The sequence below is a fragment of the Vibrio sp. Vb1018 genome (genome assembly GCF_033338775.1).
GTDB lineage: Bacteria > Pseudomonadota > Gammaproteobacteria > Enterobacterales > Vibrionaceae > Vibrio > Vibrio alginolyticus.
Map to the genome: position 1 here is coordinate 38,202 of NZ_JAWOTI010000025.1, position 22,104 is coordinate 60,305.

The following is a 22,104-nucleotide window of genomic DNA, read 5'->3' on the forward strand; positions in this document are numbered from 1 at the left end:
AAACAGAGTCTTACTCGGGGAGCTTCGGCTCCCTTTTTTATTGCCCGTTGTCTTGATTTATGCTCAATAAATCTTCTTTTTCATGAAACTTATTGACTCGCCTCCGGGTCTGATTGAGTTACACTAACGGCAATTATCTAAGATGAATTGACTCTTTATGCGCGCATTACTTTCCGTTTTACTCTTAGGGCTCATTACCTTTTCCACTCCGTCTTTAGCTTTATTTGGCAAAGACCAGTTTAACAATAGCCAGAACAACAGTTTTGGTAGCAGCAGCGACAGCTTTGTTCCGGTTGATCAGGCGTTTCCATTTAACTTCTACCAGCAAGATGACAAATTGATGCTCGATTGGCAGGTACGTGACGGGTACTACCTATATCAAGAGCGCTTGTCTGTAGCTGGTGAGAAAGTATCGCTAGGCGAACTGCAAATGGAAGACGGCACACCGCATAAAGATGAATTCTTTGGTGACGTGCATATCTATACTCAACCTCTCTTCGTTAATGTACCAATGCATGATTGGCAAGACGGTGCGCGCGTGGTGGTGCAATACCAAGGTTGTGCGAAAGCAGGCTTCTGTTACCCGCCAGAAACTCGCGTGATTCCTATCAGCGCGTTTACTTCGTCGAACTCAGATTCAACAGCGGCGACGACAATACCAAAAGCAGAACAAGCACCAACAGCAACGCCACCAGCGGCGCAATCATCTACGTCTGATGACACATCATCAGCGCCAGTAACACAGCAAGATAGCCTTGCAGCCAACCTTGCTGATAACTGGTGGACACCACTTCTGTTCTTGGCGCTTGGTGTGGGCTTGGCGTTTACACCTTGTGTGCTGCCGATGTACCCAATTCTGACCAGCATCGTGCTTGGCAGTGGCAAACTGAGTCAGCGCCGTGCGCTAGGCTTGTCGTTTGTCTATGTACAAGGCATGGCGCTGACTTACACCCTACTCGGCCTTGTGGTGGCATCTGCAGGTATGCAGTTCCAAGCAGCAATGCAACACCCTTATGTGCTGATTGGCTTGAGCGTACTGTTCATCGCACTCGCTTTGTCTATGTTTGGTCTGTACTCATTACAGCTACCAAGCAACGTTCAAACATGGTTGAATAACTTAAGTAATAAGCAACAGGGCGGCAGCAGTGCAGGCGTATTCGCCATGGGGGCGATTTCTGGACTGGTGTGCTCACCATGTACCACGGCACCTCTGTCTGGTGCGCTACTTTACGTGGCACAAAGCGGCGATTTGCTTACCGGTGGTATCGCGTTATACGCGCTGGCGATGGGCATGGGTATTCCGCTGATCCTTGTAGCGGTATTTGGCAACAAGTTGCTACCAAAAGCCGGCGGTTGGATGGACCGCGTGAAAACGCTGTTCGGCTTTATTCTGCTTGCCGCACCTATCTTCTTACTAGAACGCATCATGCCAGAAATGTGGTCAACGATTCTGTGGTCAGCACTGGGTATTGCTGCTTTTGGTTGGCTATACCACATCAAAAACAGTCTAGAGTTTGGTGGCTGGAAACAAAGTGCCGTGGGCATAATCGCCGTCTTAGGTTTGCTAGCCGCAGCACAACCTATCTTAAATTACTGGTTTGGCAACAGCACAACACAAACTCAGCAAGCCACTGTTAGCTTTACTCGCATTGCTAACGTGGCGGAGCTTGAAGAACAACTGGCACTTGCGAAAGCGGCAGGTAAACCCGTCATGCTCGATTTCTACGCCGATTGGTGTGTAGCATGTAAAGAGTTTGAAAAGTACACCTTCCATGACCCAAGCGTCGAAGCAAAACTGCAAGACTTCGTTCTTCTGCAAGCGGACGTGACCAAAAACCAAGTGCAAGACATCGAACTACTGAAGCACATGAGTGTGCTTGGTTTACCAACAATTGAGTTTTGGGATGCCAGTGGCGAACACGTTTCAAACGCTCGTTTGACGGGCTTTATGCAAGCCGAGCCTTTCTTAGAGCATATCAAGCAGTTCTGATAACCAGATATTCAAACGCCAGTGATGTCCACTGGCGTTTTTTATTGCTCAGATTTGAATAAGAACATTGCGTTTATATGCAATTTTCCTAATAAAAGTCGATTTGGTTCAGACTTTTAGCGAATAAATATTGTCCACTCTCTCAAAGCTGGACAATAATAAATTTAACGAAATAGTCAAAAGTGTTTAACGTCATGGATTCGACCTACACCATCATTATTGCAGATGATCACCCACTCTTCCGGAATGCCTTGTTTCAATCTATCCACATGGCTATTAGTGGTGCAAATTTGCTGGAAGCGGACTCACTCGACGCACTTCTGGCTTTGTTGGAGCGAGAGGAAGAGCCAGATTTAGTGCTATTGGATCTCAAAATGCCAGGAGCAAATGGTATGTCTGGCTTGATTCATTTGCGAGCAGAGCATCCAGATTTACCTATCGTCGTCGTTTCAGCGAGTGAAGAGCCGGCGATCGTGACGCAGGTGAAAAGCCATGGTGCGTTTGGTTTTATTCCCAAGTCCAGCGACATGCGCGAATTAGTGAACGCGCTCAATCAAGTGCTGAATGGCGACCCATATTTCCCTGAAGGGTTGATCACCAATAACGCGGCATGTAATGACTTAGCGGAAAAGATTGCTGCGCTAACACCGCAGCAATATAAAGTGTTGGGAATGTTGTCCGATGGCTTGCTGAACAAGCAAATCGCTTACGAATTGAATGTTTCAGAAGCCACCATAAAAGCGCACATGACAGCGATTTTCCGTAAGCTCGGTGTAAAGAACCGCACGCAAGCCGTGATTATGCTGACGGAAATGAGCGACTAGATTGACGTCTTATCGTCAGACTTACTTTTTTCGTTTGGCAATCGGATACCGACTTTAGTGACCTGCTGATCAACAACATCAGCGACGATCCAATGTAAACCTTGCCACTCGAAATGGTCTCCCAATACTGGCGTGCTACCTAATTGCTCTTCGACAAGGTTTCTCAAACTTTTATCCAGCGGTTCATCCCCCAGATTCAAACCATACATCACGGCAATATCGGCAAGCTTCACTTCAATATCGAGGAAGAAGTCACCGAAGAATCGCGCTAGCGACGCTTTCTCTGGGGCTTCACTAAACAGTAAGCTCAGTGCATCTAAATCCTTTTCTTGTGCTAATACACACAAGGTATCATCTTCCTCAAGACGCGTACTGCCGGATGGGTGCAATAGCTCTTTACTGCGAAATACAGCGGCGATACGCGTTCCTTCCGGCATCGAAAGACTACGTAATGGCTCACCAATGCACCATTTATCTGCTTTAAGTCTATAGATAAACAGCTCCCACTCACTGGTCGGGTAAATCTCTACACCCGTACGCGAAATTGGCTCAGGCTTAGAAGGTAGCTCGACCTTTGCAAGAGACATCGCCTTAGTCAACGTGCCCCCTTGTACTATCAAAGACACCATTACTACAAAGAATGCCAAATTGAAGTACAGTTGAGCATCTGGCAACCCTGCCATCATTGGAAATACCGCGAGGATGATAGGTACAGCGCCACGCAATCCTACCCAAGAGACAAACCACTTTTCACGTGGCGTGAAACTCTTGAATGGCAGTAAACCAATCCAAACTGAGATTGGTCGGGCAAACAAAATCATCCCGAAAGCAAGCGCAAGACCTGGCAACGCAATAGAGAGTAAATTGGATGGTGTAACCAACAAACCAAGCACCAAGAACATACCAATTTGAGCTAGCCACGTCATACCATCTAAAACATGAAGAATAGAGTGGCGGCTGCGTGTTGGACGGTTACCTAATAAAAGACCAACAAGGTAAATCGACAAAATACCACTGCCACCCAAAGTGTTAGATAAAGCAAAAATAAGCAAGCCACCACTGACCGTTAAAATAGAATACAGCCCATCTGGTAATTGATTGCGATTGATAACTTTCCATAAGATCCAGCCACCAGCGAAGCCAAGTAACGCGCCAATACCAAACTGCTTAAGAAAACTGAACGCCAAAAAGCCCGCACTTAAATCTGCGCCAGGGTTCGCTAAAATAGCAATCAGAGTTACGGTCAGAAACACCGCCATAGGGTCATTGGTGCCGGATTCAATTTCCAGCGTTGAACCAACACGTTCGTTCAGGCTACGACCTTTGAGTAGAGAGAAGACCGCGGCAGCATCGGTGGAACCAACAATCGCACCAACCAATATGCCTTGCAATAAATCTAAGTCGAATAACCACGTTGCCATCAGCCCGGTCAAAATGGTGGTGATCGCAACGCCAAATGTCGCCAAAGAGACCGAGGGCCATAACGCAACCCTAAAGCTGGCGACCCGCGTTCTCATCCCACCATCAAGCAAAATGATGGCTAATGCGAGGTTACTAACCAAATAAGCGATGGAAAAGTTATCGAATAAAATGCCGCCTAAGCCGTCTTCCCCCGCCAGCATTCCAACGGCTAAAAATACCAAAAGAATTGGGATCCCCAACTTAGAAGACACTGGGCTTAAAAGAACGCTAAGTGCGATTAACAACGCACCTATTAGAAAAAAACTGTTAATGGTGTCTGCGTCCATTCTCACCCTCCCTTAATGAAAAACGATAATAATTGTGATGAGCAAGGCTACTTCGTTAATGAGGTAATGCCCTAATCTGCCTCCCCTTTACACCGTCTCAAAATGCGAGGTTGTACGAGAATGACTCAGTTATATTACTTTATTGTGCGTTAAAACGGTGATTTGATGCGAAAACTTTATGTAAATAAATTACTTGAGAGCTTTCTTATCTACGCCTTCTCTCTTTAAGAGCCACAAGATCACCACCAATATTTACACAGCATCTCCAAGTTCAATGAAGAAAAGATTAATGGCCAGTCTTAATCATGCTTGTTTATCCAATCAACCTTTAGACCTTTGGCTAACTTAACAGTTTATTAACATAACATTTTACCCCTTTGTTCGCTGAAAAAGCCCATAATATGGGGATTCTTCATTTTTAACACCCCGACTAAAGTTGAAAAGAGTTATTGCCAACACCTTGCTAATGTACATATTGAAACATTTCATTAACAACAATACCAATCGTAAGGAGACGGCAATGGCATTTGAAAGCGAAGAAAGAGCCAAAGCCTATTGGGACAAAAACGTGAAGCTCATGATCGGCCTAATGGTCATCTGGTTCGTCGTGTCTTTCGGCTGCGGCATCTTATTTGTCGACGTACTAAATCAATTTCAACTAGGCGGCTACAAACTCGGTTTCTGGTTTGCTCAACAAGGCTCCATCTATGCCTTCCTAGGAATTATTTTCTATTACGCATGGAAGATGCGCCAAATTGACCGTGAATTCGGCGTGGACGAATAAGGAGTCACTCAGATGGATTTGAAAACTATTACCTACCTGGTCGTTGGCGCCACGTTCATCCTGTACATCGGGATTGCTATTTGGGCTCGCGCCGGCTCAACCAAAGAGTTTTATGTTGCTGGTGGCGGTGTAAACCCGATTGCAAACGGTATGGCAACCGCAGCCGATTGGATGTCCGCAGCGTCGTTTATCTCAATGGCAGGCTTAATTGCCTTCATGGGCTATGGCGGCTCAGTATTTCTAATGGGTTGGACTGGTGGCTACGTTCTGCTTGCGCTGTTGCTAGCGCCTTACCTACGCAAATTTGGTAAGTTTACGGTGCCAGAGTTTGTTGGTGAACGCTTTTACTCCAACACAGCACGTATCGTAGCGGTTGTTTGTCTTATCATCGCATCAGTGACTTATGTTATCGGTCAGATGAAAGGCGTAGGTGTTGCGTTTGGTCGCTTCTTAGAAGTGGATTACTCCACCGGCCTATTAATTGGTATGTGTATCGTTTTCATGTACGCGGTTCTTGGCGGCATGAAAGGCATCACTTACACGCAGATTGCTCAATATTGCGTACTCATTCTTGCTTACACTATCCCTGCAATCTTTATCTCTCTGCAACTCACTGGTAACCCAATCCCACAAATTGGTCTGGGGAGTACCATGGCTGGTACCGATGTCTATCTACTCGATCGGCTTGACCAAGTGGTGACCGAACTCGGATTCAGTGAATACACGACCCAAGTACGTGGCGACACACTTAATATGTTTGTCTACACCATGTCACTGATGATTGGTACTGCCGGTCTACCACACGTAATTATCCGTTTCTTTACCGTGCCGAAGGTTCGCGACGCACGTACATCAGCAGGCTGGGCTCTGATCTTCATCGCAATCCTTTACACTACTGCACCAGCGGTATCAGCGATGGCTCGCCTCAACCTAATGAATACGGTAAATCCAGCTCCGGGTCAGCACCTAGCGTATGACGAGCGTCCTGCGTGGTTCAAAAACTGGGAAACAACTGGACTACTCGGTTTTGACGATAAAAATGGCGATGGCAATATCCAATACACTTCAGATGCGTCCACCAACGAACTGCGCGTTGATAACGACATCATGGTATTGGCTAACCCTGAGATCGCTAAACTACCAAACTGGGTGATTGCACTTGTGGCAGCAGGTGGTCTTGCAGCTGCACTATCTACCGCAGCAGGTTTACTACTCGCCATTTCTTCAGCTATTTCCCATGACTTAATCAAAGGGGTTATCAATCCGAACATATCCGAGAAAAAAGAGCTACTTGCTAGTCGAATATCAATGGCAGTAGCGATAGCAGCCGCAGGCTATCTCGGTTTAAATCCGCCTGGATTTGCCGCAGGTACGGTAGCACTCGCCTTTGGTCTTGCCGCTTCATCCATCTTCCCTGCATTGATGATGGGCATCTTCAGCAAGAGCATCAACAAAGAAGGCGCAATCGCCGGTATGATTGCGGGTATCAGTATTACGCTGTTCTACGTATTCCAACACAAAGGCATTCTTTTCGTTGCTGATTGGAAATATCTAGAAAGCTGGGGAACAAACTGGTTCCTAGGTATTGAGCCAAACGCGTTTGGTGCTATCGGCGCACTATTTAACTTCATTGTTGCATTCGCTGTATCCAAAGTAACTGCAGAAACGCCACAAGAAGTAAAAGACCTAGTCGAACACGTTCGCGTACCAGTAGGTGCTGGTAGTGCAGTGGATCACTAAAAAACTAATCAAAACCACAAAAGCCCCGTTTGGAACCAGCCGTCCGGGGCTTTTTTATTCTCACTTTTCAGTTACCATATTCGCAGTATGTCGTTGCAAGGAAGCCAAGATGTTCAAAAACAAGCACTTTATTCTCGCTCTACTGATTGCGCCAGTTCTCTCTTTGATCGCTTACTTCGGTACCGATATGGCCCTCAGCGAGAAACCCCACGCGGCGCAAGAAGGGGAAACTTACAAACTCGCGAGTAAGTCTAATTGTCGTTACACCAGTGGTCTGTGTGATATGGAAAATGGCGATTTTAAAGTGAAATTTCGCTCGGAAAAACTCACTAAAAATAACTTAGAATTGTCACTCAACGCCGCTTACCCACTAGAAGGGGTTAAAGTTTCTATTGTGAGTGACAAAGAGAAAAACGCTCAACCGATTGATATGAAGCCCGCCGATCAAGCAGGCCAAAGCTGGTACATCACCTTACCAAAGCCTGCATCTGCAGAAAGCTGGTTAAGAGTCGTCATTCAATCAGGCGGCACACTATATTATGGTGAAACACAAACCGCATTTGTGAAGTACGAAACCTTATTTACTGAATAACGGTGACAAGCTAATTCACCGGTCTTCAAACGACATTGAATTAGTTTCACTTAGCATAAATGAATTCCTACTCAGCCGACGCCTTTGCGTCGGCTTTTGTTTCCGTAAGTCTTTCTTCAACAACCTCTTACTCTAAAAAGGGTTGCCAACCCACAAGTTAATTGATAATAATTATCATTACATTCAATGAGAGGTGGTTATGGACAACAAACGGGACATCTTTAACGCATTTTTTAAAGCCCAAGATAGATTCCTTCTCGCCGCACCACATGGCTTTGAGCCAGACGTGATTCATGACTATATTCATTGGGGAATGGTGTTGTCTTCCTGTTATGAACACGATGCCGATGAAGAAAATCTATTGTTGTGTGAGCTGTTTTTACGTCAGGTTTATTTCTATTTACTAGACGCAATTCAAGACTCAACTCGCAGTCGTATCTTCCGTCGTGTCTGTCTCGATTCTATCCATACGCCATTATTCTGCCTCAAACGCTATTACTACCAGTTTGAACAAGGCGACGTGAAATTTCTCGCACTACAACAACAATTACGCCTGATTCAAATCTCACTCGATTAACCAAAAGGATCCCTACCATGAGCACCGAATTCCGCATAGAAACTGACAGTATGGGCGAAGTAACGGTCCCTGCAGATGCTCTCTACCAAGCCCAGACTCAACGCGCCGTCGATAACTTCTCATTCAGTCAACATAAAATGCCATCTGGTTTTATCAAAGCGTTAGCACACATCAAGCAGACTGCGGCACTCACCAACGCACAGCTAGGGCTGCTTGAAGGAGATATTGCCAACGCGATTGCTGACGCAGCTCAAGCAATTATCGAAGGCAATCATATTGAGCAATTCCCAATTGACGTGTTCCAAACGGGATCAGGCACTAGCTCAAATATGAATGCGAATGAAGTGATTGCAACACTGGCCTCCCAGCATCTAGGCGGCACTGTCAGCCCTAATGATCACGTCAACATGGGGCAAAGCAGCAACGATGTGGTACCGACGGCCATTCAAGTTAGCGCAGCATTAGCCATTGAAAAACAGCTCTTCCCGGCACTGTCACACCTCAGCCAAACACTAGAGTCTAAACAGCAAGCATTGAAAGATGTTGTAAAAACCGGTCGCACCCACTTAATGGACGCGATGCCAATTACCTTTGCTCAAGAACTTGGCGGTTGGCAGTTCCAAATCGAGCACGCAAAACAAGCGATTGAACAAGCACTTCCTGCTGTAAAAGCCTTAGCCCAAGGTGGTACGGCGGTTGGAACGGGGATCAATGCCGATCCACGCTTTGCAGACTTATTCGCTAGCAACCTAACCCAGTCAACTCGTATTCAGTTCACGGCCAGTGATAACTTCTTTTTCAATTTAAGCAGTCAAGATGCGATCGTCGCTCTGTCGGGACAGCTCAAAACAGCAGCAGTTGCGATCATGAAGATCGCAAATGATCTTCGTTGGATGAATTCAGGCCCATTAGCTGGTTTAGGTGAGATTGAATTACAAGGCTTGCAACCGGGTTCTTCCATCATGCCTGGCAAAGTAAATCCTGTGATCCCAGAAGCCGCAGCTATGGCATCAGCGCAAGTCATTGGTAATGACACCACCATTACCGTCGCAGGCCAAACGGGCAACTTCCAGCTTAACGTCATGCTGCCAGTTATTGCTCATAACGTATTGGAGAGCATCGAGTTACTCTCTAACAGCGCAACCGCTTTAGCTGACAAAGCCATTGCGACGTTTGAAGTTCGCCAAGATAACTTGGATGTAGCACTCGCCAAAAACCCTATTTTGGTCACGGCTCTCAACCCTGTCATTGGTTACCTAAAAGCGGCAGAAGTCGCGAAAAAAGCCTACAAACAGGGACGCGCGATTATTGATGTCGCGGAAGAAGAAACTGATTTGGATAGAGCCACACTAGAGCGATTGCTTAATCCAGCCAAACTGACTCAAGGCGGCGTCGCAGAATAAGCGGCAAACTCAGCCTATCAACTAAGATTACAAACATCGAGACCTCCATTCGGAGGTCTCTTTTTATAGCGATTTTTCAAACACTCCAATCCTAAGCGACTCGATTGAGCACCGAACGCAGCTTAAGCGGCTTAACTGGCTTAGCAATAAAGCTGAACCCATTTGCTTTGATGCCATCAAGCATATCATCGGTACGATCTGCACTGATGATGACGCCTTCAAAGCTGTGGCCTAATCTCAGGCGGCATTGCTGTAGCACTTCTAAACCAGTACGACCATCATCAAGTCGGTAATCGGAGAAAATTACATCCGGAATCCAACCATCCTCAAGCGCTTGTAGACTTTCAACTAAATCAATCGCAACTCGTATATCGCAACCCCATCGGGAAAGTAAGTTTTCCATGCCGACTAGAATGTCAGGCTCATTATCGACACAAAGGATTCTCAGATGACCAAGTTCAGATTGCTTACTCATTGCCACGTGAACTGGATGAGGCTGAACATGATCAGCTTTATCTAGGGTGATGGAAAAAACACTGCCTTTTCCAACCCAAGAGCGCATCGAAATTTCATGCCCAAGTACCTGAGCAATTCCTTTCGAAATCGCCAAACCAAGTCCGAGACCTTGGTCGGAACGAACTTGAGTTCCGCGATTAAACTCTTCAAAAATCTCTTGCTGCTTCTCTTCTTCAATACCCACTCCATTATCCCATACATCAATACGCACTCGCCCTTTCACGCGGCGAACACCGAGTGCGACTTTGCCATTCGGGTTATAACGAAACGCATTGGTCAGGAAGTTTTGCACCACACGGCGCAGCAGTTTGGGATCCGACTTAACCATGAGTGAGGACGGAATCATGGTGAACTCTATGCCTTGCTGTTTGGCTAACGCACTAAACTCAGCATTCAAATTCGATAACACATCATTTAACGCAAAGCCATGCACGTTGACTTCCAACTTGCCCGATTCCAAACGCGAGATATCCAGCAAATCTCCAATTAAGTCTTCGGCAGCCTCTAAAGCACTTTCAATGTGTGCTGACAGCTTTTTGGCTTCGCTGTCTTTGGCGACTTCCGATAGTGAAGATGCAAATAGACGCGCCGCGTTGAGCGGTTGCATCAAGTCATGGCTTACTGCCGCCAAGAACCGTGATTTGGACTTCGATTCCAAATCCGAGCGCTGCGTCGCTTCCACCAGCTGCTTGTTAAGTTGTTCTAATTCTCGAGTCCGCAGACGTACCCTTTCTTCCAATGTCTCGTTGGCGTCTTTCAGTGCTTGCTCTGCATCACGGAATACGGTGATGTCGGTAAAGCTCATCACAAAGCCACCACCTGGCATTGGGTTACCTTGCACCTCTATCACGCGACCATCGGGACGAACCCGAGAAGAGGTGTGCCGAGTCCCTTGCTCAAGGTGATAAACACGGCGACGGACGTGGTCATCAGGGTCACCAGGGCCACACAACCCCTGCTCTGCATTGTGCCGAATCACATCCGCAATCGGTCGACCTACTTGAATCAGGCCTGGCGGAAATTCAAAGAGTTCTAAATAGCGTTGGTTCCACGCTACCAAGCGTAGTTGCTTATCGACGACCGCAATACCTTGTCCAATATGCTCAATCGCGCCTTGGAGTAAACCCCGACTAAAATCGTACAGTTCAGAGGCTTCATCGACGATAGTCGCCACCTCTTCAAGCTGCATGTTTCTTCCTTGCAGAGCGGAAGTAAGTACTAACTTAGCAGAAGATGCTCCAAATACCCCTGCTAGCACACGCTCCGTATGCCGAATCAGAGAAGATGGCGCTTGTTGATTCGGCATCAACTCTTCTCGTTGCTGGCTCCAGTAGGCTTGAAACGCCGCTTTAACTCGCGTTCGTCCTACAAATCTAGACGCTAGCATTTCCAGTTCTGCAACCGTAACGCGGCTCTGGTACAGACTCATATTTTCGCTTTCAGGCAGCGGTGTACCAACGAATGATGCCGATTGTAAGCGCTCACTTAGGCTTGGTCGGGTAGCCATAGAAACCACAACAAAACACACTGCATTAGCGACCACACTGAGGATCATCCCCCAATCTGAAATCGCGATATCAAAACTAGCCAATACCTCTGGTGGCGTAATCAACCAGATCAGGAAGTTATTACTGGCGTCTCCGGCAAGCATGTCTGTTTGGCTCATTAACGTAATCAACCAGGTAGCAAAACCCACCGCGAGGCCAACATACACACCTTTCTTATTCCCTTGACGCCAATACATACCGCCAACCAGCGCAGGAGCGAATTGCGTGATAGCCGCGAACGAGAGAAAGCCGATAGCAGACAGTGAATGAATAGTGTCCAACGCTTGATAGAAACACCACGCGCCAATCAACAAAACTAATATCAAACCACGGCGGATCCGCAGTAATAATTCAGAAAAATGGTGATGGTTACGCTGCGTCAGTCGCATGCGACGCAATAGCAATGGCATAACCAAGTCATTCGAGACCATGATCGCTAAGGCAATCGTCGATACGATAACCATGCCACTTGCCGCTGAAGTACCGCCTAGAAACGCAAGTAAGGCGATTTCACTCGCCCCTACCGACATCGGCACACTGATGACATAAGTATCAGGCGAAGCGCCACTCAAGAGACCTTGCCCTACCCACGCAATAGGTAAAACAAAAATCCCCATTAAGATCAGATAAATGGGGAACAACCAACGAGCCACGTGCAAATCTTGAGCACGTTCATTTTCCACAACCATCGTATGGAATTGTCGCGGAAGGCAAACGATCGCCAGCATCGTGAGTACAGTATGAATCAATATAGTCGGGATATTTGGTGACTGATACGTCTGTGCGGCAACATCAATTAAGCTCAAATTCTCGGTGTTCATCGCCAACCAAACAATGAAAACACCAACCACTAAAAAAGCCAGCAGTTTGATAATGGATTCGAAGGCAATTGCCATCATCATCCCACGATGGTGTTCCGTGTTATCAATGTGGCGGGTACCGAATAGCATCGTAAAAATCGCCAATGCGACCACAACAAACCACGACACGCTATCGTTTTGATAACCAAAATCAGTAGCCAGCTCCGGAGCAATGATTTCAAGCCCCATAGTGATACCACGCAGCTGTAAAGCGATGTACGGCAAAATTCCCGCAACCGCTATGAGCGTAACAACCACGGCCAAACCTTGGGATTTACCGTAGCGTGCTCCGATAAAGTCAGCAATCGACGTGATGTGTTCCCGTTTAGCAATCAAAATAAGCCGAGCTAAAACGCGCCATCCGATGGTAAACACTAAAATGGGAGCAATATAGATAGGCAAGAAAGACCAAGGATTACTGCTGGCCTGCCCGACCGTGCCGTAGAAGGTCCACGATGTACAGTACACCGCAATGGAAAGGCTATAAATCCAAGGCCGCCAGCGCGCTAGCCACCTTTTCTGAATGTCGCCGTACCACGCGATGATAAATAAAGCTCCCAAATACGCTAAAGAAACGGGAACCACCAGCCATCCTTGCATCCGATATCCTTTCTTGCCTTTCTTGCTACTTTTAAAGCAAGAGAATAAAAAAACCTCTCCATGAGGGAGAGGTTTCATTTAACACTGCTTTGATAACGGAGACAAAGCTTAGTTTTTAACCTTTGTTACATAAGTCTAATTCTGTGTTTCAAGTGGCTTGTCTGATACATCAACCACCTGATGTGGGTCTTGCGAATCAAGCTTGATGAACAGAGCCAATAACCCCATCGCGGCCATGCCCCAGAACACAAGCGATCCCCAGTGCTCATAACCCCAGCCACTCAATACGGTCATCAACGCGATAAATGCGCCCAACGGAATCGCGTTATACAACGCTTGCAACGCTACGATCTTATTTTCTTCGGAGTTTTGGATATATTGGATCGCGGCAATGTGTGCGGTAGCGAAAGTCACACCATGCAATAGTTGAACAACCACCAAAGCAATAATTGATGTTGTCGACGCCGTAATACCCCAACGCATCATTACACCAACGGCAGCAGCAATAAACAGCGCGCGTATTGACCAACCTACGAATAAGCGCTTACTCAATGCAAACACTGCCACTTCTGCGGCCACTCCTAAGCTCCACAAGTAGCCAATGACATCTTCCGAGTGACCAGCGGCCTTCCAGTGAATCGCACTAAAGCCGTAGTAAGCCGCATGACTGCCCTGAATTAGTGACACCAACACTAAGAATTTTAGTATCGGCTTGTCGGTCAAAAGAGCGGTCAGCTTTGGACGTTCTGCGCTTTGCCCACCGTGCGTTACAGGCATTGGGTTAGTCGGTCGCATAGCAAACAGCAACGAGATAAACACGCCGAACATCGCAGTGTACAAGATCATATCGGAGCCAAATTCAGCCACCAGGTAGCCCACTGCCGTCGAGCCTGCGATAAAGGCGATCGAACCCCATAGCCGCGTGCGGCCATAATCGAGCATTTTCAGGCGAGCGTAGTAATTTGCCATCGCGTCCGACAACGGAATAATCGGTCCACAACAAAGATTGAACAACACTGTCGCTAGTGCCATTAACCAAAAGCTACCACCCGTAAAAAAGTGAAATCCAACAAAAAGGAGGGCAGCGAAACTCAACCAACGTAAAGCAGGCATAAGATGTTCGACTTTGTGTACTCGTGGGGTGATCACGATATTGGCAACACAACGTGTCGCAAGGCCTAACCCGACCAGCAAACCGATATCTGTCGAAGATACGCCCTGATCCTTAAACCAAAGTGACCAAAATGGCAGATACACGCCATACGCAAAGAAGAATCCGAGAAAGTACTGGGAAATCCAGCCATACGGAGAAGGTTTCAACATTACTAATATCCTAAAACGGGAACACCAACGTTCGAGCCGGGAATTATGGATCGCCATGCGTATTACAAAAAGGGAAGAATAAGAAACTTATCGTTTCCTCGATGGAATACTAACTTTGCGACATTTGGCATCTTCAAGCGAAAACATCGTAATTTAGACCAAAGTCGTCTGGCTTCCGGTAAGAAATTTGTCAGACTTAGAGAGTGTTCCTTCCATCATTATTGGGTGTTCTCATGCCTGACAAATTTAACATGCAATCTCCACCGTTCGATCGCTTAACTGAAGCACAACAAACGCGACTGCGATCGTCTCTGGACGTCGCCTACTATCGAGCTCGAGATGTTATTTTATCCTGCGGACAGAAGAACCCCCACTTATATATTCTGATCAAAGGCGCGGTAGAAGAGCGCTCCAACGATCAACAGGAAGTGTTCGCACATTATGCCAACGACGATATGTTCGATGTACGCTCGTTACTTGAAGACAAGGTACGTCATCACTACATCGCGCTTGAGGACACGCTCTCTTACCTACTGCCGAAAGAAATTTTCCTTGCCCTTTACAACGAAAATGGCCAGTTTGCAGCCTATTTCGATAACAATTTATCGAAACGGCAAGAGCTCATCGAAGCGGCCCATCAACAGCAAAACTTAGCGGAGTTTATTCTCACTAAAGTTGACCGCAGCATTTATCACCCACCGATGATCCTTGAACCAAATACACCAATTAACGAGGTAACACGTTCCTTAAAAGAAAATGGGATTGACGCTGCATTGGTTCAACTCCATGGCGATGATCCACGATTGGAAAAATGGCCATCAGCCCACCCGTACGCAATAGTGACTCGTACTAATATGCTGCATTCTGTGATGATAGATGGTTGCGCGCTCGACACACCAGTGGGTGAGATCGCGAGCTTTCCTGTTTATCACGTTGATGATGGTGACTTTCTATTCAACGCCATGATCACAATGACCAGAAACAGAATGAAACGCCTCATGGTATGTGAAGGCAACAGAGCCGTTGGCATGCTGGATATGACCCAAATTCTTAGCGCGTTCTCAACCCACTCTCACGTGTTAACGCTCAGTATTGCTCGAGCAAGCAGCGTGGAAGAGCTCGCTTTGGCCTCAAACCGCCAACGTCAATTGGTCGAGAGCTTATTGAAAAACGGCATCCGCACTCGCTTCATCATGGAGCTGATCTCAGCCGTAAACGAGCAAATTATCGAGAAAGCGTTCGAGTTAGTAATACCACCAGCCTTGCACGACCATTGTTGCTTGATCGTACTCGGCTCTGAAGGCCGAGGAGAGCAAATTCTCAAAACCGATCAAGACAATGCCCTGATTATTCAAAATGGTCTGGAATGGCCTCATTGCGAACAAGTGATGCAATCCTTCACACACACCCTACAACAGCTCGGTTATCCACTTTGCCCTGGTAAAGTGATGGTTAACAACCCGAAATGGGTCAAAACACAGCAAGAATGGATAAGCACCCTAAACCACTGGATAGCTAAAGCCGAACCAGAACAAATCATGGACTTAGCCATTTTCAGTGACGCCCATGCTGTTGCTGGGAATTGCGAGCTGCTGGCCCCAATTGCGGCACATCTTCGTGACACAATGAAAGATCGCATGTTGATATTGTCTGACTTTACTCGCCCTGCCTTGCAGTTTTCGGTGCCCCTAACTCTATTTGGCAACGTAAAAAGTGCTAAAGACGGATTGGACATTAAACGCGGCGGTATTTTCCCAATTGTACACGGCATTCGCGCCTTGTCTTTGGAGTATGCCATTGAAGAGAAGAACACGTTTGAACGCATTGAAGCTCTGAGAAATAAGCGCATCTTAGAATCCGAAACGGCAGATAATCTCAACGAAGCACTGAAATTGTTCTTTAAACTTCGTCTTAATCAGCAACTCAAAAAGCAAGAAGCGTTGAATAACATTGATATTAAACAACTGGATAGAACTGAGCGTGATTTGCTTCGCCACAGCTTACATGTGGTGAAGAAATTTAAGCAATTTTTAGGCTTCCATTATCAAATTCGTGATTAACCCTGATTTTCATAAATCACAGAGGCGTAAGCAATGAACTGGTTACAACGCAAATACTGGCATTACAAATTGAAAGGCTCGCCTTATCAGTCGCTGTTTTGCACGCCAGATAAAACAGAATACGTCTCTCTTGACTGCGAAACCACCAGCCTTGACCCAAATCGCGCCGAGCTGGTGACTATTGCAGCCACCAAGATCATCGACAACCGCATCATCACCAGTCAACCATTTGAAGTCCGCTTACGCGCGCCGCAATCGCTCGACTCTGGCTCGGTCAAGATCCATCGAATTCGCCACCAAGACTTAGTCGATGGCATCAGTGAAAAAGAGGCGCTGCTCGAGCTGCTCGACTTTATCGGCAACCGACCACTTGTGGGCTATCACATTCGTTACGATAAAAAGATCTTAGACCTTGCTTGTCTGAGGCAACTTGGCTTCCCACTTCCTAACCCACTCATCGAGGTCAGTCAGATTTATCACGATAAGTTGGAACGACATTTGCCGAATGCCTATTTCGACTTAAGTCTGGATGCCATTTGTAAACACCTCGAACTTCCTATCCAAGACAAACACGACGCCTTGCAAGACGCGATTTCTGCCGCTTTGGTCTTTGTCCGCTTAACGAAAGGCGATTTACCCAACCTAACCGCACCGTATACATAAAAATCAGTTGACCTAGCTCCCAGAAATACTTTTGTTTCAGCGATTTCCCGGCGCTTCTATCACTCTCATCCTAAAGTCTAATTGTGGAAATACGCGCGGTGACTGACAGTTATAAGCACAACGTCGTCATTACCACGACCAAGTTATTTAGAACCAAAAAACAGCCCTACAAAAATATATTCAAAATCTTATCTAGATTGGTGTAAGGCCGAGAAATAAGGCACAAGGAGAGAAGCCATGAGCGAAGCCCACGTTTATCCGGTAAAAGAAAATATTAAAACTCATACACACGCGGATAATGATACTTACTTAGCCATGTATCAGCAGTCGGTAACCGATCCAGAGGGCTTCTGGAACGAACACGGCAAAATCGTTGATTGGATCAAACCTTTCACCAAAGTAAAAAGCACTTCTTTCGACACTGGCCATGTTGATATTCGCTGGTTTGAAGATGGCACACTGAACGTCTCGGCTAACTGTATTGACCGTCATCTTGCAGAACACGGGGATGACGTCGCCATCATTTGGGAAGGCGATGATCCAGCCGACGACAAAACACTCACTTTCAACGAACTGCACAAAGAAGTGTGTAAATTCTCCAACGCATTGAAAGAGCAAGGCGTACGCAAGGGCGACGTGGTGTGTCTATACATGCCAATGGTGCCAGAAGCTGCAGTGGCTATGCTCGCTTGTACCCGTATTGGTGCGGTTCACACCGTAGTATTTGGCGGTTTCTCACCAGAAGCGCTATCCGGCCGTATCATCGACTCTGACGCTAAAGTCGTGATCACCGCAGACGAAGGCGTACGTGGCGGACGCGCTGTTCCACTGAAAAAGAACGTGGATGAAGCACTAACCAACCCAGACGTAAAAACCATCAATAAAGTCGTCGTGCTTAAACGTACAGGTGGTGATGTTGAATGGCATGAACACCGTGATGTTTGGTGGCACGAAGCAACAGCCAACGTTTCTGACGTTTGCCCACCAGAAGAGATGAAAGCCGAAGACCCGCTGTTCATCCTCTACACATCTGGCTCGACAGGTAAACCTAAAGGCGTACTACATACTACAGGCGGTTACCTTGTCTACGCGGCAATGACCTTTAAATATGTCTTCGATTATCAACCAGGAGAAACCTTCTGGTGTACCGCGGATGTGGGCTGGATTACAGGCCATACTTACCTAATTTATGGTCCACTAGCGAACGGGGCCAAAACCATTCTGTTTGAAGGTGTTCCAAACTACCCAAGCACGGCTCGTATGAGTGAAGTGGTTGATAAGCACCAAGTGAACATTCTCTACACTGCGCCAACCGCTATTCGTGCACTAATGGCAAAAGGTAACGAAGCGGTAGCAGGGACATCTCGTTCAAGCTTACGTGTGATGGGTTCAGTAGGTGAGCCTATCAACCCTGAAGCGTGGGAGTGGTACTACAAAACGATTGGTAACGAGAGCTCGCCTATCGTTGATACTTGGTGGCAAACAGAGACCGGCGGTATCTTAATTGCACCACTACCAGGCGCAACAGATTTAAAACCAGGCTCAGCAACTCGACCATTCTTCGGAGTCCAACCTGCACTGGTTGATAACATGGGCAACATCATTGAAGAAACCGCAGCAGAAGGTAACTTGGTGATCCTTGATTCATGGCCAGGTCAGATGCGTACTGTTTATGGCGACCACGAGCGCTTTGAACAGACCTACTTCTCAACCTTTAAGGGAATGTACTTTACTAGTGATGGGGCTCGTCGTGACGAAGACGGTTACTACTGGATCACGGGCCGTGTTGATGACGTACTAAACGTGTCGGGTCACCGCATGGGTACCGCTGAAATAGAATCGGCTCTTGTCGCACATCATAAAATTGCTGAGGCCGCTATTGTGGGCATTCCGCATGATATCAAAGGCCAAGCTATCTACGCTTACATTACCTTGAACGATGGTGAATTCCCGTCAGCAGAGCTACACAAAGAAGTGAAAGATTGGGTGCGTAAAGAAATTGGTCCAATTGCAACACCAGATGTACTGCACTGGACGGATTCCTTACCGAAGACTCGTTCTGGTAAGATCATGCGTCGAATCCTGCGTAAAATTGCAACGGGTGATACCAGCAACCTCGGAGACACATCAACGCTTGCCGATCCGAGCGTTGTAGATAAACTTATCGCAGAGAAAGCAGAATTGGCATAAATTCAACCAACTGTTTTAAAAGCACTTTAAAAACCGCCATCACTCATGGCGGTTTTTTGCTTTAGTGCACAAATTGGCCACACAAAAAATATGGCAATTATGTTGTTTTTGTTAACTTGGTTACAGAAACGAGAGTGGCTATTAGGAGATTAGACCAGTAAATTGCTGCTAATTGCTATGAATTAGCTATAATCTTGGTCGATTTTTTAAAATTTGCTCGGTTTTAACAAAAAAATCGTGCTGAACTATCGTATATTTGGGAATATAAACGTTCCACTCACGATAAGGGAAGATAGCAACACAATGTCTGCAAAGTCACGGATTCTTGTTCTAAACGGACCAAATCTTAATCTATTGGGTCTGCGCGAACCGACACACTATGGTCACAGTACCTTAGCTCAAGTTGTGGATACTCTTACAGAGCAAGCCCATAACGCTGGGGTAGAACTGGAACACCTACAATCAAATCGTGAGTACGAACTGATTGAAGCCATTCACTCTGCCTATGGCAAGATTGACTTCATCATCATCAATCCAGCGGCTTTCACTCATACTAGTGTGGCGCTGCGAGATGCATTACTTGGCGTCGCCATCCCATTTATTGAGGTGCACTTATCAAATGTGCATGCACGTGAACCATTCCGTCATCACTCTTATCTGTCAGATAAAGCAGAGGGTGTGATTTGCGGTTTAGGCGCACAAGGCTATGAATTTGCTCTGTCTGCAGCGATCAATAAGCTACAGGCAAAGTAACCCTAACACTCTGCAACCCTACGAGGGTTGTCTTAATCACAAGATAAAAGAGAAAGAAAAGATGGATATTCGTAAAATCAAGAAGCTAATTGAGTTAGTTGAAGAGTCTGGCATTGCTGAGCTAGAGATCTCTGAAGGTGAAGAGTCAGTGCGCATCAGCCGTCATGGCACTGCAGCCCCTCAAGCACCAATTCACTACGCAGCAGCTCCAGCAGCGGCACCTGCTCCAGTAGCAGCGGCACCAGTAGCGGAAGCACCAGCAGCAGAAGCTCCAGCAGCAACACCTGTAGGTCACCAAGTTCTTTCTCCAATGGTTGGTACTTTCTACCGCTCTCCAAGCCCAGACTCTAAAGCATTCGTAGAAGTGGGTCAGAAAGTAAATGCTGGCGATACTCTGTGTATTGTTGAAGCAATGAAAATGATGAACCAAATCGAAGCGGACAAATCTGGCGTTGTTACAGCAATCCTAGCTGAAGACGGCCAACCAGTTGAATTCGACCAACCTCTTGTTGTAATCGAATAAGCGGGGCTTGCCTTATGCTAGACAAAGTAGTCATCGCGAACCGAGGTGAAATTGCACTTCGTATTCTTCGCGCTTGTAAAGAATTAGGTATTAAGACCGTCGCTGTTCACTCAACAGCGGACCGCGATCTTAAGCACGTGCTACTCGCAGACGAAACCGTATGTATCGGCCCTGCTCGTGGTATCGACAGCTACCTAAACATTCCACGCATCATTTCTGCAGCAGAAGTGACTGGTGCTGTGGCTATCCACCCAGGTTACGGCTTCCTGTCTGAAAACGCAGACTTCGCAGAGCAAGTTGAGCGCAGTGGTTTCATCTTCGTTGGTCCAAAGGCAGACACTATCCGCCTAATGGGCGATAAAGTATCTGCTATCAATGCAATGAAGAAAGCAGGCGTTCCTTGTGTACCGGGTTCTGACGGCCCTCTAGACAATGACGAAGAGAAAAACAAAGCATTTGCTAAGCGCATTGGTTACCCAGTAATCATCAAAGCATCTGGCGGCGGCGGCGGTCGTGGTATGCGTGTTGTTCGCGCAGAGAAAGACCTTATCCAAGCCATTGCAATGACACGTGCTGAAGCAAAAGCGGCGTTCAACAATGACATGGTTTACATGGAGAAATTCCTAGAAAACCCTCGTCACGTTGAAGTTCAGGTTATTGCTGACGGTCAAGGCGGCGCAATCCACCTTGGTGAGCGTGACTGTTCAATGCAACGTCGTCACCAAAAAGTAGTGGAAGAAGCTCCAGCACCTGGTATCACCGAAGAAATGCGTAAGTACATCGGTGAACGCTGTACTCGTGCATGTATCGAGATCGGTTACCGCGGCGCAGGTACGTTTGAATTCCTATACGAGAACGGTGAGTTCTACTTCATCGAAATGAACACTCGTATTCAGGTAGAGCACCCAGTAACAGAGATGGTTACTGGCATCGACCTAATCAAAGAACAGCTTCGTGTTGCAGCGGGTCAGCCTCTGTCATTCACTCAAGATGATATTAAGATCCGTGGCCATGCGATTGAGTGTCGTATCAACGCAGAAGACCCTGAGCGCTTCCTACCATCTCCGGGTAAGATCGAGCGTTTCCACGCTCCTGGCGGTATGGGTGTACGTTGGGAATCTCATATCTACACAGGCTACACAGTTCCACCTCATTACGATTCAATGATTGGTAAACTGATCACTTACGGTGAGAACCGTGATGTAGCGATTGCACGTATGAAAAACGCACTGGGTGAGATGATCATCGAAGGCATCAAAACTAACGTGCCACTGCAATTCTCCATTATGAATGACGAAAACTTCCAACACGGTGGTGCAAACATCCACTACCTAGAGAAGAAGCTTGGCTTACAATAAGCCTAAGCAAACGTCTTAAAAAATGCCCACTCCCGTGGGCATTTTTGTTTTAT

General features: G+C 46.8%; 16 protein-coding genes. 13 read left to right on the forward strand and 3 right to left on the reverse strand.

Features of this window, described 5'->3' with window-relative positions:
* The first annotated feature begins 157 nt into the window (after positions 1 to 157).
* Entirely contained in the window at positions 158 to 1,990 is a 1,833-nt protein-coding gene (locus R7Z10_RS20575; protein ID WP_318105814.1) for a protein-disulfide reductase DsbD, read from the forward strand.
* 194 nt (positions 1,991 to 2,184) lie between these two features.
* A complete protein-coding gene (locus tag R7Z10_RS20580; protein WP_005382375.1) occupies positions 2,185 to 2,814 on the forward strand; it encodes a response regulator transcription factor in 630 nt (209 codons plus the stop codon).
* Here R7Z10_RS20580 and R7Z10_RS20585 read toward each other — a convergent pair.
* Positions 2,811 to 4,562: a potassium/proton antiporter gene (locus R7Z10_RS20585; RefSeq protein WP_005382374.1), complete on the reverse strand. Its 1,752-nt coding sequence runs from the start codon at positions 4,560 to 4,562 to the stop codon at positions 2,811 to 2,813. The genes R7Z10_RS20580 and R7Z10_RS20585 overlap by 4 nt on opposite strands.
* A gap of 520 nt (positions 4,563 to 5,082) precedes the next feature.
* Here R7Z10_RS20585 and R7Z10_RS20590 point away from each other — a divergent pair.
* The 5 genes from R7Z10_RS20590 to R7Z10_RS20610 all read left to right on the forward strand — a co-directional run bounded on the left by R7Z10_RS20590 (position 5,083) and on the right by R7Z10_RS20610 (position 9,658).
* Positions 5,083 to 5,346 carry a DUF4212 domain-containing protein gene (locus tag R7Z10_RS20590; protein WP_005382373.1) on the forward strand — a complete coding sequence of 88 codons (264 nt, stop codon included), beginning with the start codon at positions 5,083 to 5,085 and terminating at the stop codon, positions 5,344 to 5,346.
* Between the two features lie 12 nt (positions 5,347 to 5,358).
* Complete coding sequence (locus tag R7Z10_RS20595; protein WP_005382372.1) at positions 5,359 to 7,086, forward strand: sodium:solute symporter family protein; 1,728 nt, start codon at positions 5,359 to 5,361, stop codon at positions 7,084 to 7,086.
* Between the two features lie 109 nt (positions 7,087 to 7,195).
* Positions 7,196 to 7,678, forward strand: a complete 483-nt coding sequence (locus R7Z10_RS20600) for a hypothetical protein (protein ID WP_005382371.1) — start codon at positions 7,196 to 7,198, stop codon at positions 7,676 to 7,678.
* Between the two features lie 199 nt (positions 7,679 to 7,877).
* Entirely contained in the window at positions 7,878 to 8,255 is a 378-nt protein-coding gene (locus R7Z10_RS20605; RefSeq protein ID WP_318105817.1) for a hypothetical protein, read from the forward strand.
* Between the two features lie 17 nt (positions 8,256 to 8,272).
* Positions 8,273 to 9,658, forward strand: a complete 1,386-nt coding sequence (locus R7Z10_RS20610; RefSeq protein WP_005382369.1) for a lyase family protein — start codon at positions 8,273 to 8,275, stop codon at positions 9,656 to 9,658.
* A gap of 91 nt (positions 9,659 to 9,749) precedes the next feature.
* Here R7Z10_RS20610 and R7Z10_RS20615 read toward each other — a convergent pair whose 3' ends face one another.
* Together R7Z10_RS20615 and R7Z10_RS20620 are read right to left on the reverse strand one after the other, a co-directional pair.
* The gene (locus R7Z10_RS20615) at positions 9,750 to 13,181 is read right to left on the reverse strand and encodes a PAS-domain containing protein (RefSeq protein ID WP_042523702.1); all 3,432 of its coding nucleotides are present in this window, start codon (positions 13,179 to 13,181) and stop codon (positions 9,750 to 9,752) included.
* Positions 13,182 to 13,316: 135 nt separating this feature from the next.
* The gene (locus R7Z10_RS20620) at positions 13,317 to 14,504 is read right to left on the reverse strand and encodes a 3-phenylpropionate MFS transporter (protein WP_042523701.1); all 1,188 of its coding nucleotides are present in this window, start codon (positions 14,502 to 14,504) and stop codon (positions 13,317 to 13,319) included.
* Positions 14,505 to 14,737: 233 nt separating this feature from the next.
* Between R7Z10_RS20620 and R7Z10_RS20625 the strand changes: the two genes are divergently transcribed.
* The 6 genes from R7Z10_RS20625 to accC all read left to right on the forward strand — a co-directional run bounded on the left by R7Z10_RS20625 (position 14,738) and on the right by accC (position 22,051).
* Positions 14,738 to 16,564, forward strand: a complete 1,827-nt coding sequence (locus tag R7Z10_RS20625; RefSeq protein WP_318105821.1) for a DUF294 nucleotidyltransferase-like domain-containing protein — start codon at positions 14,738 to 14,740, stop codon at positions 16,562 to 16,564.
* Positions 16,565 to 16,597: 33 nt separating this feature from the next.
* Positions 16,598 to 17,227, forward strand: coding sequence for a 3'-5' exonuclease (locus R7Z10_RS20630; RefSeq protein ID WP_005382363.1), 630 nt, complete (start codon positions 16,598 to 16,600; stop codon positions 17,225 to 17,227).
* A gap of 237 nt (positions 17,228 to 17,464) precedes the next feature.
* The gene (acs, locus tag R7Z10_RS20635) at positions 17,465 to 19,417 is read left to right on the forward strand and encodes an acetate--CoA ligase (RefSeq protein WP_005386359.1); all 1,953 of its coding nucleotides are present in this window, start codon (positions 17,465 to 17,467) and stop codon (positions 19,415 to 19,417) included.
* A gap of 303 nt (positions 19,418 to 19,720) precedes the next feature.
* Positions 19,721 to 20,170, forward strand: coding sequence for a type II 3-dehydroquinate dehydratase (gene aroQ, locus R7Z10_RS20640; RefSeq protein ID WP_042523695.1), 450 nt, complete (start codon positions 19,721 to 19,723; stop codon positions 20,168 to 20,170).
* Positions 20,171 to 20,231: 61 nt separating this feature from the next.
* A complete protein-coding gene (accB, locus tag R7Z10_RS20645; protein ID WP_025768820.1) occupies positions 20,232 to 20,693 on the forward strand; it encodes an acetyl-CoA carboxylase biotin carboxyl carrier protein in 462 nt (153 codons plus the stop codon).
* 14 nt (positions 20,694 to 20,707) lie between these two features.
* A complete protein-coding gene (accC, locus tag R7Z10_RS20650; protein WP_005382509.1) occupies positions 20,708 to 22,051 on the forward strand; it encodes an acetyl-CoA carboxylase biotin carboxylase subunit in 1,344 nt (447 codons plus the stop codon).
* The last annotated feature ends 53 nt before the right edge of the window (positions 22,052 to 22,104 follow it).

Excerpts from the sequence above, each read along its gene's own strand:
- R7Z10_RS20575 (WP_318105814.1), top strand. The coding sequence starts at position 158 with ATGCGCGCATTACTTTCCGTTTTACTCTTAGGGCTCATTACCTTTTCC.
- R7Z10_RS20580 (WP_005382375.1), top strand. The coding sequence starts at position 2,185 with ATGGATTCGACCTACACCATCATTATTGCAGATGATCACCCACTCTTC.
- R7Z10_RS20585 (WP_005382374.1), bottom strand. The coding sequence starts at position 4,562 with ATGGACGCAGACACCATTAACAGTTTTTTTCTAATAGGTGCGTTGTTA.
- R7Z10_RS20590 (WP_005382373.1), top strand. The coding sequence starts at position 5,083 with ATGGCATTTGAAAGCGAAGAAAGAGCCAAAGCCTATTGGGACAAAAAC.
- R7Z10_RS20595 (WP_005382372.1), top strand. The coding sequence starts at position 5,359 with ATGGATTTGAAAACTATTACCTACCTGGTCGTTGGCGCCACGTTCATC.
- R7Z10_RS20600 (WP_005382371.1), top strand. The coding sequence starts at position 7,196 with ATGTTCAAAAACAAGCACTTTATTCTCGCTCTACTGATTGCGCCAGTT.
- R7Z10_RS20605 (WP_318105817.1), top strand. The coding sequence starts at position 7,878 with ATGGACAACAAACGGGACATCTTTAACGCATTTTTTAAAGCCCAAGAT.
- R7Z10_RS20610 (WP_005382369.1), top strand. The coding sequence starts at position 8,273 with ATGAGCACCGAATTCCGCATAGAAACTGACAGTATGGGCGAAGTAACG.
- R7Z10_RS20615 (WP_042523702.1), bottom strand. The coding sequence starts at position 13,181 with ATGCAAGGATGGCTGGTGGTTCCCGTTTCTTTAGCGTATTTGGGAGCT.
- R7Z10_RS20620 (WP_042523701.1), bottom strand. The coding sequence starts at position 14,504 with ATGTTGAAACCTTCTCCGTATGGCTGGATTTCCCAGTACTTTCTCGGA.
- R7Z10_RS20625 (WP_318105821.1), top strand. The coding sequence starts at position 14,738 with ATGCCTGACAAATTTAACATGCAATCTCCACCGTTCGATCGCTTAACT.
- R7Z10_RS20630 (WP_005382363.1), top strand. The coding sequence starts at position 16,598 with ATGAACTGGTTACAACGCAAATACTGGCATTACAAATTGAAAGGCTCG.
- acs (WP_005386359.1), top strand. The coding sequence starts at position 17,465 with ATGAGCGAAGCCCACGTTTATCCGGTAAAAGAAAATATTAAAACTCAT.
- aroQ (WP_042523695.1), top strand. The coding sequence starts at position 19,721 with ATGTCTGCAAAGTCACGGATTCTTGTTCTAAACGGACCAAATCTTAAT.
- accB (WP_025768820.1), top strand. The coding sequence starts at position 20,232 with ATGGATATTCGTAAAATCAAGAAGCTAATTGAGTTAGTTGAAGAGTCT.
- accC (WP_005382509.1), top strand. The coding sequence starts at position 20,708 with ATGCTAGACAAAGTAGTCATCGCGAACCGAGGTGAAATTGCACTTCGT.